This window comes from Enhygromyxa salina (assembly GCF_000737335.2).
Lineage (GTDB): Bacteria > Myxococcota_A > Polyangia > Nannocystales > Nannocystaceae > Plesiocystis > Plesiocystis salina_C.
Window position 1 is genome coordinate 152,003 of sequence record NZ_JMCC02000029.1, and the last position, 16,110, is coordinate 168,112.

At 67.6% G+C, this 16,110-nt stretch carries 11 protein-coding genes; 6 read left to right on the forward strand and 5 right to left on the reverse strand.

Annotation, left to right across the window (positions count from 1 at the left end):
- Positions 1 to 22: 22 nt before the first annotated feature.
- From DB30_RS12745 to DB30_RS12755, 3 genes are all read left to right on the forward strand, one after another.
- Positions 23 to 1,195 (forward strand): aminotransferase class I/II-fold pyridoxal phosphate-dependent enzyme, encoded by a 1,173-nt coding sequence (locus tag DB30_RS12745; RefSeq protein ID WP_052548687.1) that lies wholly within the window; start codon positions 23 to 25, stop codon positions 1,193 to 1,195.
- Positions 1,196 to 1,213: 18 nt separating this feature from the next.
- Positions 1,214 to 1,537 (forward strand): MGMT family protein, encoded by a 324-nt coding sequence (locus tag DB30_RS12750; protein ID WP_052548688.1) that lies wholly within the window; start codon positions 1,214 to 1,216, stop codon positions 1,535 to 1,537.
- Positions 1,538 to 1,708: 171 nt separating this feature from the next.
- Entirely contained in the window at positions 1,709 to 2,557 is an 849-nt protein-coding gene (locus DB30_RS12755; protein ID WP_052548689.1) for a hypothetical protein, read from the forward strand.
- Between the two features lie 93 nt (positions 2,558 to 2,650).
- Here the strand turns inward: DB30_RS12755 and DB30_RS12760 are convergent, their stop codons facing one another.
- Positions 2,651 to 4,204, reverse strand: coding sequence for a YifB family Mg chelatase-like AAA ATPase (locus DB30_RS12760; protein ID WP_052548690.1), 1,554 nt, complete (start codon positions 4,202 to 4,204; stop codon positions 2,651 to 2,653).
- A gap of 213 nt (positions 4,205 to 4,417) precedes the next feature.
- On the opposite strand from DB30_RS12760, the gene DB30_RS12765 reads away from it, so the two are divergent.
- A complete protein-coding gene (locus DB30_RS12765; protein ID WP_052548691.1) occupies positions 4,418 to 5,968 on the forward strand; it encodes a hypothetical protein in 1,551 nt (516 codons plus the stop codon).
- Positions 5,969 to 6,001: 33 nt separating this feature from the next.
- On the opposite strand, the gene DB30_RS12770 is transcribed toward DB30_RS12765, so the two are convergent.
- Positions 6,002 to 6,970, reverse strand: a complete 969-nt coding sequence (locus DB30_RS12770; RefSeq protein WP_146658637.1) for a LysR family transcriptional regulator — start codon at positions 6,968 to 6,970, stop codon at positions 6,002 to 6,004.
- Between the two features lie 209 nt (positions 6,971 to 7,179).
- On the opposite strand from DB30_RS12770, the gene DB30_RS12775 reads away from it, so the two are divergent.
- The gene (locus DB30_RS12775; RefSeq protein ID WP_052548692.1) at positions 7,180 to 8,151 is read left to right on the forward strand and encodes an NAD-dependent epimerase/dehydratase family protein; all 972 of its coding nucleotides are present in this window, start codon (positions 7,180 to 7,182) and stop codon (positions 8,149 to 8,151) included.
- Positions 8,152 to 8,183: 32 nt separating this feature from the next.
- Here DB30_RS12775 and DB30_RS12780 read toward each other — a convergent pair whose 3' ends face one another.
- The 3 genes from DB30_RS12780 to DB30_RS12790 are packed head-to-tail and all read right to left on the reverse strand — an operon-like array spanning position 8,184 to position 12,001.
- Positions 8,184 to 9,935 carry a serine/threonine protein kinase gene (locus tag DB30_RS12780; RefSeq protein WP_146658638.1) on the reverse strand — a complete coding sequence of 584 codons (1,752 nt, stop codon included), beginning with the start codon at positions 9,933 to 9,935 and terminating at the stop codon, positions 8,184 to 8,186.
- 18 nt (positions 9,936 to 9,953) lie between these two features.
- On the reverse strand, positions 9,954 to 10,979 hold the full coding sequence (locus DB30_RS12785; RefSeq protein ID WP_052548694.1) for a hypothetical protein: 1,026 nt from the start codon (positions 10,977 to 10,979) through the stop codon (positions 9,954 to 9,956).
- Between the two features lie 5 nt (positions 10,980 to 10,984).
- Positions 10,985 to 12,001: a calcium-binding protein gene (locus tag DB30_RS12790; protein WP_052548695.1), complete on the reverse strand. Its 1,017-nt coding sequence runs from the start codon at positions 11,999 to 12,001 to the stop codon at positions 10,985 to 10,987.
- A 636-nt stretch (positions 12,002 to 12,637) separates the two neighbouring features.
- On the opposite strand from DB30_RS12790, the gene DB30_RS12795 reads away from it, so the two are divergent.
- The gene (locus DB30_RS12795) at positions 12,638 to 16,090 is read left to right on the forward strand and encodes an AgmX/PglI C-terminal domain-containing protein (RefSeq protein ID WP_052548696.1); all 3,453 of its coding nucleotides are present in this window, start codon (positions 12,638 to 12,640) and stop codon (positions 16,088 to 16,090) included.
- The last annotated feature ends 20 nt before the right edge of the window (positions 16,091 to 16,110 follow it).

Sequence of the window (16,110 nt, forward strand, 5' to 3'; positions counted from 1 at the left end):
AGTTCTGAAACCATCGCGCCACGTGAAGGGCCGCTTGCGACCGCTCGACTATCTCGTTTGGGCGCAGAGCGTGCCTGGCGAGGCGCGCTGGGATCTGACCGCCAGCGGGGTCCCCGACGCCTGCGGGCCAGCCTCGCTGCATGGGCGCGAGGGCGCGGCCCCGGGACCCGGCTGGGCGCTGGGGGCCGAGCTGTCCCTGCCCGAGCTCACCCGGCGGGACCGGCGGCCCGACCTGGTCGCGGCCTTCCTCGAGGTCATCGGCGAGCGCTACGGGGTCGACCCGCAGTGCGTGGTTCCAACCCTGGGGGCCAGCCAGGCGATCACCCAGGTGTTGTTCACCCTGGCCCGCCCCGGCGACCACGTGATCGTCGAGCGGCCCACCTTCGAGCCACTGCATGGGGTCCCCGAGACGCTCGGCCTCAACGTGTCCAGGCTCGAGCGCAAGGGCGAGGAGCGGTGGGAGCCGCTCGCGGATCGGCTGGCCCGGCTGCTCACGCCCAAGACCCGCGCCGTGATCCTCTCGAGCCTGCACAACCCGTCGGGGGTCGCGCTCGAGACTTCCACGCTCGTGGCGATCGGCGAGATGGCGGCGCGAGTCGGCGCGCTGGTGCTCGTCGATGAGGTCTATCTGGACTTCGCGTTTGACGCGAGCGGCGAGACCTACCCGTGGCAGCCGGCCTGCGTGGCGATCGAGAACGCTGTGAGCTGGTCATCCGTGACCAAGGCGTTTGGGTTCGCGGCGCTGCGTGCGGGTTGGGTGGTGGCGCGGGATCGGGAGACCGCCCAGGCGTTCCGCAGCGCGAGCCAGTACTTTCACGTGGATCCGCCCTTGGCCTCGCTGGCGCTGGCGACCGAGGTCATGCGCCACGCCGACGAGCTCGCGGCCGTCGCAGCATCGGCGATCGCTCCGGCCCGCGCCGTCATGGATCGCTGGATCGCCAGCGAAGCGCGGGTTGGCTGGGTGCCACCTTCGGCGGGTCAGACCGGCTTGGTCCGGCTCCCGGATCTCACCGCCGACTTGGACTTTGCGCGGCATCTGCGGGATCGCTACGGCACCCAAGTCGTGCCGGGGACCATGTTCGAGGCGCCGGGATCCGTTCGCGTGAGCTTCAACCTCCCGCCCGAGCAGCTCGAGCAGGCGTTGGCGACCGTCTCGGCCGCGCTCGACGACTTTGACGTGCGCGCGGTGTCGTAGGGAGGTCGAAAGTCCAAGGTGCAGCGAACGCCGCCCAGCGACGCGAACTGGCGAGCGATCTGTGCCGCGGTCGCGGCGATCCCAGCGGGCAAGGTCGCCAGCTACGGCCAAGTCGCGTTGCTCGCGGGCTTGCCGGGGCGGGCGCGGCTGGTTGGGCGTGTCCTCTCACACTTGCCGCCAGGCAGCGAAGTACCGTGGCAGCGCGTCGTCAACGCTCGCGGCGAGATCAGCTTGGGCGATCGAGCTGCCGCGCGACAGCGGCGATTGCTCGAAGCCGAAGGCGTTCGCTTCGATGTGCGCGGACGCATCGACCTGCGTCAATTCGGCGTGATCGGTCGATGAGCCCAACACGCGGAATGGGCACCAAGAGCCAAGAACAGGCGCAAAGCGGCGTGAGTCTAGTTCGGACGGGTGATGAGTACCAAACTTTGCAAATCTCTCGACTAGGGCCCCCATCTCGACGTATTCACGGATCACGTCTCTAGCCTTCCGTAACCTTCAGGAGATCTCGCCGTGAAAAACAAGCTGCTTTCCCCCCAAATCTTCACTCTCATCGCCTGCCTTGGGCTCGCGCTCGCACCGATCGGTTGTGCCAAAGACGAGCCAGCCGACGACATGGACGGCGACACCACCGGTGATGGCGATGGCGATCCCGGCGACGGCGACGGCGACGGTGACACGACCACCGGCGACGGCGACGGCGACCCGACCACTGGCGACGGCGACGGCGACGGTGACACGGCCACCGGCGACGGCGACGGCGACCCGATGGGCGACCTGCCCAACGGTGCGCCCTGCACCTCCGGTGCCGAGTGCCTCACGGGCCAGTGCTACATCGTGCCGCTCCTGGGTGGCCAGTGTGGCGAGTGTGACCACGACGACGACTGCCCCGATGGTGGGTGTACGGCCCCCAACCCGTTCGAGAACAACGGCCCGACCTGCAACATGGGCGAGGCCGGCGGTGGCTGTGAGTCCGACGAGGTCTGCGAAGACGGCCTGAGCTGCGGCAACGTGCTCTCGCTGCTCCAAGGACTGATCGAGATCAACACCTGTGGCGTGTGCGCCACGGATGATGACTGCAACGGTCAGATCTGCGCGCCGATCGTGGTCGTCGAGAACTTCGACGGTCAGAACATGTGCATCGACGAGAACTCGCTTCCGCAGGACAGCTTCTGCAACCTCGAGGGCAACGGCGACATGGCCTGCGAGAACGTCTGCTCGGTCATCGACATCATGGGCCTGGCCGAGGTTGGTGCTTGCGGCGAGTGCAACAGCGACGAGGAGTGCAACGGCGGCACCTGCCAATTCGGCGACTTCGACCTCGAGACCGGCACGCTGTCGGGCTCGGTCTGCGTCAACTGAGCGGGCTTCGCTTGGGCGAGTTGTCTCGTCCAGCCGCGAACTAAGGAGGAGGCCGGCAGCTTGCCGGCCTCTTTTTTTGCGCGGCTCAGCGGCTCAATCGTTGTTGAGGGCGTCCGGCAACCGTCGCAGGCGGGCGGCGAGGGCGACCGCCTCCACGTTGATCGGGTCGTCTGGATCTGCCGCCGGATCCAGATCCGCGATCGTACGCGCGACCCGACGCAGCCGGTGGACGGCCCGCATGCTCAGGTTGCGCCGACGCGCGAGCCCCAGCAGCAAGTTGTTCGCGTGGTTTGTCATGGGCAGCAGCCGCTCGATCGCCTTGCCGCTGGCGGGGATCTCGGCGTTGCGGGCCCACGGCTCGGCGGCCAAGCGAGCGCGCTGACGCTCACGGGCGAAGATGATCCGCTCGCGGACGCACGCGCTCGACTCACCAAAGCTGGCGCTTGCGAGCTCGTCGGTGGTCAGCGGCGTCACGGGCACGACGAGATCCATGCGATCGATGAACGGCCCCGACACCCGACCTTGGTAGCGCTGGACGGCGGCCGGGCTGTCGGTGCACACGCGCTCGGGGTGGCCCAGGAACCCGCAGGGGCACGGGTTCATCGCGGCCATCAGCTGAAAGCCAGCGGGGTAGTGCAGCGCGTAGCGAGCCCGGACGATCGTCACCGCCCGATCCTCCAGAGGTTCACGCAGGCCCTCGATGCAGGCGCGGGGAAACTCTGGGAGCTCGTCGAGGAACAGCACGCCGCGGTGGGCCAGGCTGACCTCGCCCGGTCGCGGGGGGCTGCCGCCGCCAAGCAGCCCCGCCGGGCTGACGGTGTGGTGCGGCATGCGAACGGGCGGCTTGGTGATCAGTCCGGTTGGGATCTTGCGACGCGCGACGCCGTGGATCTTCGTGACCTCGAGCGCGTCCTCGTGATCGAGCGGCGGCAGCAAGCTGGAGATCCGTCGCGCGAGCATGGTCTTGCCGACCCCGGGCGGGCCGTGAAGCAGCAAGTTGTGGCCGCCCGCGAGCATGATCTCGAGCGCGCGCCGGGGCAGGGCGAGGCCGCGGATGTCCGCGAGATCCGGGGCGCCCTCGAACGCGCGCGCTGGCTCGATCGGGGCCCGCTCGCCGTTCCAGTGGGCCAGATCCTGCTCGCCGCGCAGCTGGGCGACGAGGCTGGGCAGATCCCGGACCGGGATGATCTCGAGCCCGGGGATCATCGCTGCTTCGCGGGCGCTGCCCTCTGCGACGACCAGGCGACGAAAGCCCTGCTGCCGGGCCGTGTCGGCGACGACCAGGGTCCCCGCCGCTGGGCGCAGGGTCCCGTCGAGCGCCAGCTCGCCCCAGAACATCGCGTTGGCGAGGCTGGCTTGCTCGATCACGCCGTGGCTTGCCAGCAGCGCGCACGCGATCGCTAGATCGCAACCGGGGCTGTCCTTGCGCTGCTCGGCCGGGGCGAGGTTGACGATCTGCTTGCGCGGCGGGACGGGCTGGCCGCAGTGGCTGAGCGCCGCACGAACCCGCTCGCGCGCCTCATTGAGCGCGCCGCTGACCTGGCCGACGATCGTCAGGCATGGCAGGCCAACGTCTACGTCGGCCTCGACCGTGATCACATAACCCTCGACGCCAAGGATCCCTGCGGAGTAGCTGTGAGCGAGCATCGGCTTGGGTGATTGCGATCACCGTGCCGGGGACCTGATCGTCGTGATCACGGGCGCTTGCGTTGATCCCGAATTTCAAACTGGCCCGGGAGCGGGCCAGGTGGCCCGGGAGCGGGCCGGGGTCGTGTCCCGCGTGCGGGCCAGCCAAATCGGGTCGAGGTTGCGTACACTCGCGCCATGGTTGCTTCGCGCTGGCCTTCGATCACCCTTGCCATGACCGCCATCTCCGCCGCGCTCGCGCTCGCTTGCGCGGACAGCTCGGGCGCCGACGGAGCGGGCGAATCGAGCGAGAGCGAAGCCAGCTCGGGGGACGGGGATGGCGACGGAGATGGAGACGGCGACGGCGACGGCGACGGAGACCCCGGCGATGGAGATGGCGACGGAGACACGTGGGGCTACTGGATCCCCGGCAAGATGCTGCCGACCGCGCGCGATCCCAACGCCCGCGGCCTGCTCGATCGTCGCGGGTTGATCCACGCCCACTCGGTCCACTCACACGACGCGTGCGACGACGAACCCAAGGACGACCAGGGCAATTACGACGCCCCGTGTGATCGAGACTTCCGCGAGGGCCTGTGTCGCTCGCGCCACGACTTCGTGTTCCTGACCGATCACACAAGCAGCTTCACCAGCGTCGAGTACCCCGAGACCTTGCTGTACCGGGTTGGGTTTGGCGACGTGCTCGTTGAAGAAGGCGGCGACCCGATCGCCAACTGGGCCGGCTGCGACACGTTTGACTTTGGCAACAGCGGCGACGCGCCGTTTGTGTCGGCGTTGCTGCAAGCGGGCAGCGAGGCGGCGACCATGCCGATCGGTCTGCCCGCCCACGTGGCCGCGACCGAGGCCGAGCGCGGCGCGATGCTTGGTGACAGCTCGCCCGCGGGGATCATGGCGCTGGCCGACGCGGGCGCGGTCACGCTCGTCGCCCACACCGAAGAGTGGAGCGTGCAAGAGCTGACCGAGCTGCCGCTCGACGGGTTCGAGATGTACAACATCCACGCGAACCTGTTCTTGAACATCGTCGCGGTTGGCACCTTGCTCAGCAAGATCGGCCAGCCCGAGGCGATCCCCCATCCCGAGCTGGTGTTGTTGGCGCTGCTCAGCGAAGACCCGGCGTACATCGACACCTGGGCCAGCGTGTTGGCTTCGGGCGAGCGCAAGCTGACCACGATGGGCTCCGACTGCCACCGCAACACGTTTCCGCAGGAGCTCGCGGATGGCCAGCGGATCGACAGCTACGAGCGGATCATGAAGTGGTTCTCGAATCACCTGCTGGTCGAGCCCGATCTCAACGCGAACACGCCCAACGCGTTCGGCCCGGCGCAGCTGCACGAGGCCCTGGACGCGGGTCGGCTGTTTGGTGTGTTCGAGCTGCTGGGTATGCCCGAGGGCTTCGACTATCGCGGCGAACAAAACGGCGACGTGTTCGAGATCGGCGGTGAGCCGTCGCTGGCCGACGGCGCGCTGACACTGCGGGTCGAGGCCCCGACCGTGATCGCCCGCGACCCCGCGACCGAGGTCCCGGAGATCCACCTGCGCCTGCTCAAAGCCGAAGTTGACGGCTGGCAGGAGGTTGGCTTCGTCGCGGGTCCCGAGGGAGCCGTGCCGGCGCTCGAGCTCGACGTGGCCGAGCCCGGGGCGTATCGGGCGGAGGTCCGAATCCTGCCCAAGCACCTGCTCGGGTGGTTGGGGGAAGACTACGAGCAGCTCGCCGAGCAGTCGTTCGTGTGGATCTACGCCAACCCGATCTACGTGCGCGAGTAGTCTGGGCAGTCGTCATGCTCGGGTCGCCGATCGTCAGCGCGGTGGTTTGAAGCCGGCGGCTTCCTCGACCAAGAAGTCCCACACGGCCCGGATCCGCGGCACGCCCCGCAGCGCCTTGTGGCCAACCAACCACAGCGAGCCCGTTGGTAGGGCGGACACCCGCTTGGTCAGCTTTGGACCGAGCGGGAGCTCGTCGAGCTCGATCCAGTCGAGGAACGGTCGGCCGACGATGATCGCCCCGAGCCCGGCCCGCGCGGCTTGGATCTGCGCGTCCATCGAGCTCGTGCGCAGCACGACACGGGTCGGGTCGACGTTGTCCGCGATCCAGCGCGCGTCGGGCAGGCTGGCAAGATCTGGGCCCCAGTTGATCCAATCGATCGCGCTGGTGTCCTCGAGCTTTTGGATCTTGCGGATGAGCTCGGGCGCGGCGGCGATCGTCGACTCCGCTTCGATCAGCCGCAGCGCGATCAGATCCCCCGCGCGAGGTCGGACGCTGCGCAGGGCGATGTCGGCCTCGCGGCGGGTCAGATCCGCGTAGCCAACCGCGGCGTCGAGCTCGACGATGAGCTTGGGATGCCGCGCGCGCAGCCGCGCGATCGCGGGCGCGATGAACCAGTTGGCGATCCCAGGCGGCGCGCTGACCCGCACGAGCCCCTCGGCCTCGGTCTCCCTGCCTTCGACCAGACGCAGCGCGTCGGCGACCGAGCGCTCCATCGCCTCGGCGATCGGGACCAGGCCCCGGGCCAGCTCCGTCGCCGCGACGCCCGAGGGTGAGCGATCGAACAAGTGGACGCCCAGCGCGGCCTCGAGCCCGTCGAGCCGGCGCCCCACCGTGGTCGTGTTGACGCCCAAGCGCTGGCCTGCGCCGGTCAACGTGCCCGCCCGCGCGAGCGCCAACAACACCTCGAGGTCGTCCCAGTTCAGGCGTCGCGTGAGCGCGGCGCTGGGCTCACGCGACCCTGCGCTTGCGTGCTTGCGATCCCGATCGGTCTTTGCTGCCATGCTGCTGCGAGCCTGCAAAGTTGGATCAATGCCACGAGCGTGGCGCTCAACCTTCCGCGGCGAGCGGCACCAGCGGGCGAGGCGTCTTTGGCACCACACCGTAGGTTCCCCTGGCTGGCAAACCGGCTGAGACCCATATTGCATTTTTGCAATTCTGGGTGGCTTTAGTCGACATGGTGTTGCGATCTCGCAAGCATCATCATCTGGGCATGAACCCGCTCGCGCAAGCCCAAGCTGCTCCGCTCCACACGATCTTCGGCGCTGGCCAGGTCGGTCACAAGCTCGCTCTCGTGCTCCTCGACCGGGGTTATCGCGTGCGGCTGGTCCGGCGTGGGCCGGCAGGTGCCCCGCGTCAGGGGTTGGTCTGGATGTCGGGCGACGTCACGGACCCAAGCTTCGCCGATGAGGCCGCGCGGGGGGCTGCGGTCGTCTACAACTGCGTCAACCCGCCCGACTACGCCCGCTGGCATGGCGTCCTCGAGCCGCTCGCGCGCGGGGTTCGTGGGGCGGCGACCCGCGCGGGGGCCCGGCTGGTGGTGCTGGATTGCCTGTACATGTACGGCGTCCCCGGAGCCACGCCATTTGACGAAGACACGCCCATGCGCCCGTGCAGCAGCAAGGGTGAGCTGCGGGCCCAGCTGGTCGAGGAGTTGTTCGAGGCCCATCGCCGCGGCGAGGTCGAGGTGACCACCGGCCGCGCGTCGGACTACTTTGGACCGGACACGCCGCTGTCCGTGCTGCTGAATCCGCGCGCGCTCGCGCGGGTGCGGGCTGGCAAGCGCGTCGAGGCCTTCGGCGATCCCGATCTGCCGCACGGCTACAGCTACACGCCCGACGTGGCCCGCGGCCTGGCCGAGCTCGGGACCCGGCCCGAGGCGGTCGGGCGCGCGTTTCATCTGCCGCTGTCGTGGGCGGGCAGCTCGCGTGGGTTGGTCGAGCGGTTCGGGCAGGCGCTCGGGCAAGCGGGGGCGATCCGAGCCGTGCCGAGCTGGGCGCTGACCGCCGTGGGCGTGGTCTCGCCGACCGTGCGAGCGATCCGCGAGATGATCTACCAGTGGGAGGTCCCCTACGTCATCGATGATCGCCGGTTCTGCGCGACCTTCGGGGTTGAAGCCACGCCGATCGACGAGGCGATCCGAGCGACGCTGGGCGTGGCAAACGGTAACCGCCGGGCGGCGTGAATTTTGGTGTTCCACCGGTTGGAGGGGGACCATCAGTAGACGAGGCCCGCCTCTCCCAGCTGGATGTCGACGTCGTCGCCAGAGATCTTGATCTGCCCGCTCAGCGTCCAATCTGCTCCGACCTCGGTTCGGTACTTGGCGCGATGGGAACCGACAGCGAGCGACTTCGTCACTGACTTCCCTGCGCCAAACCTGTCGAGCTTGAAGGTCTGCGAGCCGATCTCGACCTCCGCCCAGTTGATACCGGCGCCCAGCCTAATCGTGACCTCTGCCACGAGGGGCGGGCCTGGTTCCGGCTGAACGTTGCGGGGCGGGCTGGGCTGACGTTTACTTGATTTTGGCTTTGTTGGCTGTCGTTGGTCGCTTGCGCTGGCGGCCTGGTCTGGCCCGGGATCGTGACGGGCTGCGGGTTGGCCTACGTGCGCCGGAGCGCTGGCGACCGCCAGCATGGTCGCGGGTTCATCTGAAGCCGTAGCGCCTGGCTCCTGGTGTGCGTCGGTATCGACATCTCGTACCTCAGGTTGGACTGCTGGGTGCTCGCTCACCGCTGCCTCCTGCTGTGGGTACTCGGCATTCACGACCCGCAGCGCTGCCCATGCCCCTGGCCCAAACCAAAGCCCCACGCCCAACAGACCGAAGCCAACCAGGATCAAGCCAGCGAGCAACGCAGGCACGAGACGATGTTGCCTCTGGGCCTCGCTCGTGCGCTCGGGCACGGTCTTCGCGGATGGATCCGCGCTCTCGCCCCTGCTGGCCGGGCCGGCGTGGCTCTCAACCGCGGGAGGCCCACCCCCCCTGTCCGTCGGTGCGTCATCGGAGTGCTCGGGCGGGGGGTTCGCGTCATTCACCACATAGGTAGCCGATGTGTCGGACCCCCTCGTCGTCCGCGAAGCGTGCCGTCGGACCGCATCCTCAATCTCAAATGTCGCGTTGCGATAACCCGGCCACTGGATCAGTTCGTGAAACACCTCGCGGGCGCTCTGCGGGCGCGAGTGAGATTCATACGAGAGTAGGCGGTCGCGTAGGTTCGCCAGTTCGCTTGGCGCGACCGCGTCCTCAGAGAGCGGTGGAACCATCCCGGCTAGGGCGTAACCGTAGAGCTGAACGTGGTCGATGGCGTCAACCCGAAACTTCCGACGATCGAGAAGCTCATGCAGTATGGCGCCAACGGGAAACAGATCGACGGTGGGATGTCGTGTCTTGCCGCGAAGCTGTTCTGGAGGCATGTATCGGATCTTGCCCTTCGCGCATAGCGGGCTGGTCGTCTCTTCTGACGATATCCTTGCGACGCCAAAATCCAATAGCTTAATTTCGCCACGGGTCGAAATGATGATGTTATGAGGCGAAACGTCGCGGTGGATGACGGAGAACTTTGTCCCGTCCTCGTTGAGCTCGTGAGCGTGCATCAAGCCCTTGAGCACTTCGGCGACGATGAACGCGATCGCGGCGTCCGAGAAGGTCTCGCCCTTCTCCCACATCTTCTTGCAAAGCTGCGCGAGGTTGAGTCCGTCAACCCACTCCATGACGATGTAGAACACGCCACTGCGACTCTCGGCGACGTCAAACACGGAGACAATGTTGGAGCTGCGCAGCAGCATACACATCCGCGCCTCCTCCAAGAAGCTCTGCCGGGTGTGCGGCTCGTCAGCCTGCTCCGGGTGAATGAGCTTGACGGCAACGTCACCTGAGACCCCAGCGATGGACCTTTGGCGGGCCTTCCACACCGATCCCATGCCACCTCGACCGAGGCGCGTTGTGAGCGTGTACTGTCCGAGCTTTCGCATCAGTTGTAGGATCCTTTGTCAGAATCGGAGAGTGACGCGCGCGGTGACACCAAACTGGCCGCCGCGGCCCGGCCGGAACTCATCAATACCAACGAGCACGGTCGACGAGAGGACCGCCACCCCGCCCGCAGCTGTCAAGACTGCCCCGGCCACTTGGCTCGTACCAAAGACGCTTTCGCACTCCTGCGGATTCGTGTAGGCCGTGACCTTCTTCAGGTTGCTGGCGCACCTGCCGTCGACGGCCAACATTGAGACTCCAGCCGCGAGGGTGCCAAGTCCAACTCCGAGCGCGACGAGTTCGGCCACGCGGGGCGCAAGCCGCTTCGGAGGCGGGGCGGGGTGTCGGAGAGGTAGCGCTCGTTCCCCCGACTCGAGGAGCGTTGGAGAGGGCGGAGCCGGACCAGCGTGGGCCGAGGGCTTCGGAGGCGATCCTGGCGAGTCAGAGTCTCGCTCGATCACCTCGGGGAACACGAGTGTATGGGTTTGGTCGGCCTTTAGCACGAGATCCTCGCGCACCCAGGCTGTCGCGTCCTGGGAATCCCTGGCCTCGGCGATCCAGACGACATGGTCCCCGGGCCTCGTAGTTGTCGAGGAAGTGAGCAGCCGCCGACCATCAACCACCACGGCGCAGGCAACCGAACATTCAATCCGCAATGTCGAGCTTGGGGGTGCTAGCGCCTGACGTCGTGCATCGTGGAGTCGAACCACGGACGGGCCGTAAGCCCGGATCGGGGCCCGCTGCTCCTCGTCGATCCGGATGAGCTCGTCTGCGGTTGCCTCGGCCGCAGCGAGATCCGCATTGGCGATCTGGAGCCTGATGAGGAGCACGTAGGCGTCGAGCAGCGCCTCTGACACCGACCCATCTGTTGGGCTCTCTTCTGGGTGCTGCCGGACCCTGTCGATCGCGCGCTCGATGTTCTCAATCGCGGTTGGAAGGTCCACATCCTCCACGCTCGAGACTGCTCGAGCGAGTTCGCTCTGCGCGGGCGATGGTGGGGCGGCGACCACCGACAGAGTCGTGAGGGCGAACGTTAGCAGTAACATTTGGCTCACTTCTCTGTCTCAATGTTGTTGAGTCCAGAACCAGGGCCAACGAAGTGGTCCACGACCCGGATCGTCGAATCAGAGACCAAGATTATCAAGTCTTGGCACGAACGAATGAGCTGGACATCTTCACTGGACGCCCCCGCGATCCAGAGCCGATCATAGCCGCTTTCATCTACAATGGTGTCGTCCCCGTCACCGGGGCGCCAAATGTAGATGTCGTCGCCTTCGCCCCCGTGGAGCCGGTCATCGCCGCTCCCTCCCTCGATGATGTCGTCTCCCGCTCCACCGAACAGATCGTCGTTTCCGCCGTCGCCTACGATGATGTCATCCCCCGCATCTCCGTCCACGAAGTCGTCTCCGGCGCCGCCAGAGATCCAGTCGTGCCCGGGCTGTCCGTGAAGGGCGTCGTCATCGTCGCCGCCGAACAAGAGGTCATCTCCCGTTCCTCCGATCAGTAGATCGCTGCCGCGTGAACCCGTGAGCAGGTCGTCGCCAGCGTCTCCGAATAGCTTGTCGTCGCCTTCATGGCCCTGCAAGTTGTCGTCGTCATCGCCGCCATAAATCACATCATTGCCGGTTCGCCCAAGGACGATGTCAGTGCCGTCGAAAGCGAAGACCGTGTCATCGCCTGCGAGGCAATCGATGTGGTCGGACGTGGCGTGTTCCCCGAAGACATCAGCGCCGTCGGTCAGGATCGAAGTGTTCGGCGTAGTCAGGTTGTCCCAGTAGAACGTGTCAGGTGTCGTCGTCGGGTTGGGGTCGAGTTGCTGCTCTTTGATATGCCAGGTGTCAGTGACGTATTCGTCGGGTTCGTCGCATGTTGGCTCAGGTAGGTCGAGCAAGTGACTTGCTATGTCGTCGCCGCCAACGTCGTGGTCGATATCGCACTCTATTAGATTGGGGTACGCATCGCAGAGGTCGGTTCGCGTGCAGCCTACGAATGACCACGCGAGCGCGAACCACAGATACACCTGACCACGAATTACCATACGCACTCTGTTCGCTGCTTCCTTGTCCATCGCGGAGCGGACCAACCGCCAGTTTCAACGGTACCTCGCCATGGCCCCTCTGAACGTCAACGAGCGGATCGATCCTTCACTATTTTTCGCTCTCGTTCGGAACTAACTTCCACAGTTTACTTTCGAGATGGCTGTCTGGATCTCGCGCAAGAACAGAGAGAGGGCACTGTACGGATGCCCGCTGTGCACATGCACATGGACTGGGCGGGGGCTCGGGCCGCCGATAGCGGAGAGCCAAGGCCGCCCGTCGTACACGACCTACCGCGCGGACGTTCGCCCGGTCATTGTCGCGGCCGTGTCGTGTGTCGAGTTCATGGGGGAACCGTGATGTTGGTGAACGCGCTGGTGGAACGGATCGCCTACGTCACCACCAGTGCCACGGTGTAGCGAGTGCTCTGGTCCACGTTGTCAAGGTGTTTTCGGGCCACCCGTGAGTCTGGGAAGATGGCCGAACTCGTTGCTTCGGCCACTGTCTCTCCAGCTAGCGACCGCGCGGCCTGACGCTCTTGGCGTGTCAGCAACAAAAATCGAGACACCGTGGAACCGCCGCGAGATCCCGTAGTCCGGGGCCCGGGATTTCTCGATATGCCTCGACTGCTCCGTTCCGTCCTTGCCTGGCTGGCCCTCTGCGCGTTCATGATCTCGTGTGGCGCCACCGAGCCAACCCTGGCCGCGACCGCGCAGGACCGGCCCCCGCCCCCCAACCTCGAGATAAACGTCGTCCAGCACAGGCCCGCCTCGCTCGTCCCTCGGGTCGACTGGCGGGCCTCGGCGATCGAGCGCGCGCCCATGGCGTTGACGGCCGGCGATGGGACCGGGCTGCGCTTGGTGTCGGTCACTGGCACCGTGGTGATCGCGGATCCGCTGGCGTTCACGGAGCTGCACCTGACCTTCGAGAACCCCGAGTCGCGCCGTCGTGAGGGCCGCTTCGAGTTCGATCTTCCGCCCGGCGCCGCGCTGTCACGCTTGGCGATGCAGATCGGCAAGCGCTGGATGGAGGGCGAGGTCGTCGAGCGCAGCGCAGGTCGCCGGACCTTCGAGACCTACGTGCACGATCGCCCGCGCGTGGATCCGGCGCTGCTCGAGCAGTCAGGGGCCAATCGCGTGTCGGCCCGCGTGTTTCCGATCCAACCACGCGAGCGCAAGCAGATCATCATCTCGTACAGCCAGCCGCTGATCGGCGGGGATGAGAGCTACCGGTTGCCGCTGCAGGGGCTGCCCGAGCTCGACGCTCTCGATGTTCGGGTCATCGTGAAGACGATCGCGGAGCACGGTGCCTCGCAGCGCGTGGTCGAGGTGAACGAGCGCAGCTTCGCGCCCAAGCGCGACCTCATCGTGGCGCTCGATGGCGGCCAAGATGCGGGCGCGCTGCGGGCCGACGAGCTGGTCGCCGTGCGGGTACGTCCGCGGCTGGCCGACGCGGACAGCGTGGACCCGGTCGATGGGCTGACGGTGCTGTTCGACACCAGCGCGTCCTCGGCTCAGGGCTACGATCGCGAGGTCGATCGGCTGGGCGCGATGCTTCAGGCCCTGGGCGACGTGCCGGTTCGTGTGGTGGCGTTTGATCAGACCGTGTCGCTGATCCACGACGGGCCGGCCGCGGGCGCGCTTGGTGATCCGCTCGCGAGCTTGCGCGCGCGGCGGGGCTTTGGGGCTTCGGATCTGCATGCAGCGCTGTCCCACGCGGTCGTGCGAACCGCCTCGAGCCGCCGCTTGCTGATCTGGTCCGATGGGATCGCCACCGCGGGTGAGGTCGAGGGCGCGGCCCTGGTCGCGGTCGCGCAGACGCTGCACTTCACGCGGATCGACGCCTACGCGAGCTCGACCTCGGCCGATCGCGCGCTGTTGGGGACGCTTGCGTCCGCCGCGACCCGAGCGGGCTTCGTGGTCGGGCCGGACCTGGCCGGCGCCGAGCTCGTCGAGTCTCTCGCGCGGCCGGGCTTCGACGCGGTCGAGGTCAGGGTCGCGGGCGCGGACTGGTCCTACCCGCGCTCGCTCGAAGGCTTCGCGCCGGGTGATGACGTTGTCGTGGTCGCGAGCTTCCCCCACGCGGCGCCCGAGGAGGTCTACGTTGGATTCTCGGATCCGCGGCTGCCCGACCACGTGGTCCCGACCTCCGATGCCGCGGTGCCGCTGGTGTTGCGTGCGGTCGCGCGTGCCCGGGTCGACGAGCTGCAGCAGCAGCTCGAGCACAGCAAGAGTCCCGCCGAGGCCGCGCAGCTGCGAGAGCACCTCGTCGAGCTCGCCGTCGACAACCGCTTGTTGACCCCCCACACCGCGCTGCTCGTGCTCGAGAGCGAGGCGGAGTATCGGCGCTACGGGATTCAACGGGCCGGGCGCAGCGACATCCTGACGGTGGGGCCCAAGGGGGTCGAGCTGGTGCGGCGAGGCGGACGTGCGTCGGCCAGCGCGGACGACGACCGGCTCGCGGACGCGCGCGAGCCCGAGGACGCGATCGACGAAGTCAGCCGCGACGCAGGCGTGCTCGGTGTGCTTGGCCAAGCCGGAAACGGCGACGCGGAGGTGTGGGGCGGGCTCACTGGCGAGGTCGGCGAGGCGTTGGGCGCAGGCGGGCTCGGCCTAGTTGGGACCGGTCGCGGAGGCGGAGGCGGTGGCGAGGGCACGATCGGACTCGGCAACACCGAGTTGATCGGCAAGGGCGCCAGCGAGGGCACGATCGGGATCGGCAACTCTGGGCTGATCGGCAATGGGGGCGGCGGCGGGACTGGGGCCGGCTATGGTCGCGGATCCGGTGCCGGCTTTGGCGGCCGCGGCGTGCGTGTGCCCGCGGTGCGCCAGGCCGCGGCGACCGTCAGCGGATCCCTGGACAAGGACATCATTCGCCGGGTCGTTCGCTCGCGCATCAATGAGGTGCGCCACTGCTACAACGCGGGGCTGATGCGCAACCCGAACCTCGCGGGGCGGGTGGAGGTGCAGTTCGTGATCGACGAGCGCGGCAGCGTGGACGCTGCGTCGGTCGCAAGCAGCTCACTGGAAGATCAGCAGGTCGCCACGTGCATCGCCAACGCGACGCGGAGGTGGCGGTTTCCCAAGCCGCCGGGGGGTGGCTCGGTGATCGTCAAGTATCCATTCATGCTCGACCCGGGCGGCGCGACCATGGCGTCTTCGTGGCGGCCTGCTGCAAGTCGGGCGCCGCGGCGGCGGCCCGGCGACCCGAGCGACGCCAACGGAGCGAAGTGGGCGGGCTCGGCTCAATCGGGCCGCTACGGATCCCTGCGCGACTTGGTTGCGAATGGGCAGTTCGAGCAGGCGCAGACCAAGGCTTGGGACTGGGCGACCACCGAGCCCGACAACGCCCTGGCCCTCGTCGCGCTTGGCGAGCTGCTAGAGCTCGACGGTCAGCGCGAGCTGGCGGCGCGGGTGTATGGCTCGCTGATTGATCTACACCCCGAGCGGGCGGACATGCGGCGCGCAGCATCGGCGCGGCTCGAGGCGCTGGACGAGTCGGCGCGCGCGCTGGCGATCGACAGCTTCCGCAAGGCGGTCGAGCAGCGGCCGGATCAGATCAACGGCCACCGCCAGCTCGCGTGGGCGTTGGCCAAGGACCGCCGCTACGAGCAGGCGTTCGAGGTCTTGGGCGACGCGATTGACACGCCGATCCCTGCCGGTCGCTTCAACGGCGTCAAGGCGCTGCTGCGCGAGGATCGCGAGCTGATCGCCGCCGCCTGGCTGGCGTCTGAGGTGACGGGGCAGCTCGCGCTCGAGGCGAGGCTGCGCGCGGCGGGTGTGCGACCGGCCACCGCCGCGTCGTTGCGACTCGTTGCCAACTGGGAGACCGACGCGACCGACGTCGACATCCTGGTCGTGCCCGAGGGCCGCGGCGACGGGCGGCGCCACGCCGACGTGCGCACGGGCTTCGGTCCCGAGGCGTGGATCTCGAGCGCGGGCCGCTGTCCCGAGGCCGTCAACGCCCGGGTCCGCTACTTCAACCGCGGCGCGATGGGCTACGCGCTGGGAACCGTGTCGTCGGTCGCCCACGACGGCGCGGGCAACCTGAGCTTTCACGAGCGACCCTTCGTGTTGATGAACGGTGAGGGCTCCGTCGAGCTTGGCCGGTTCGGGGCTTGATCCGGGCGGCTTGATTCGGG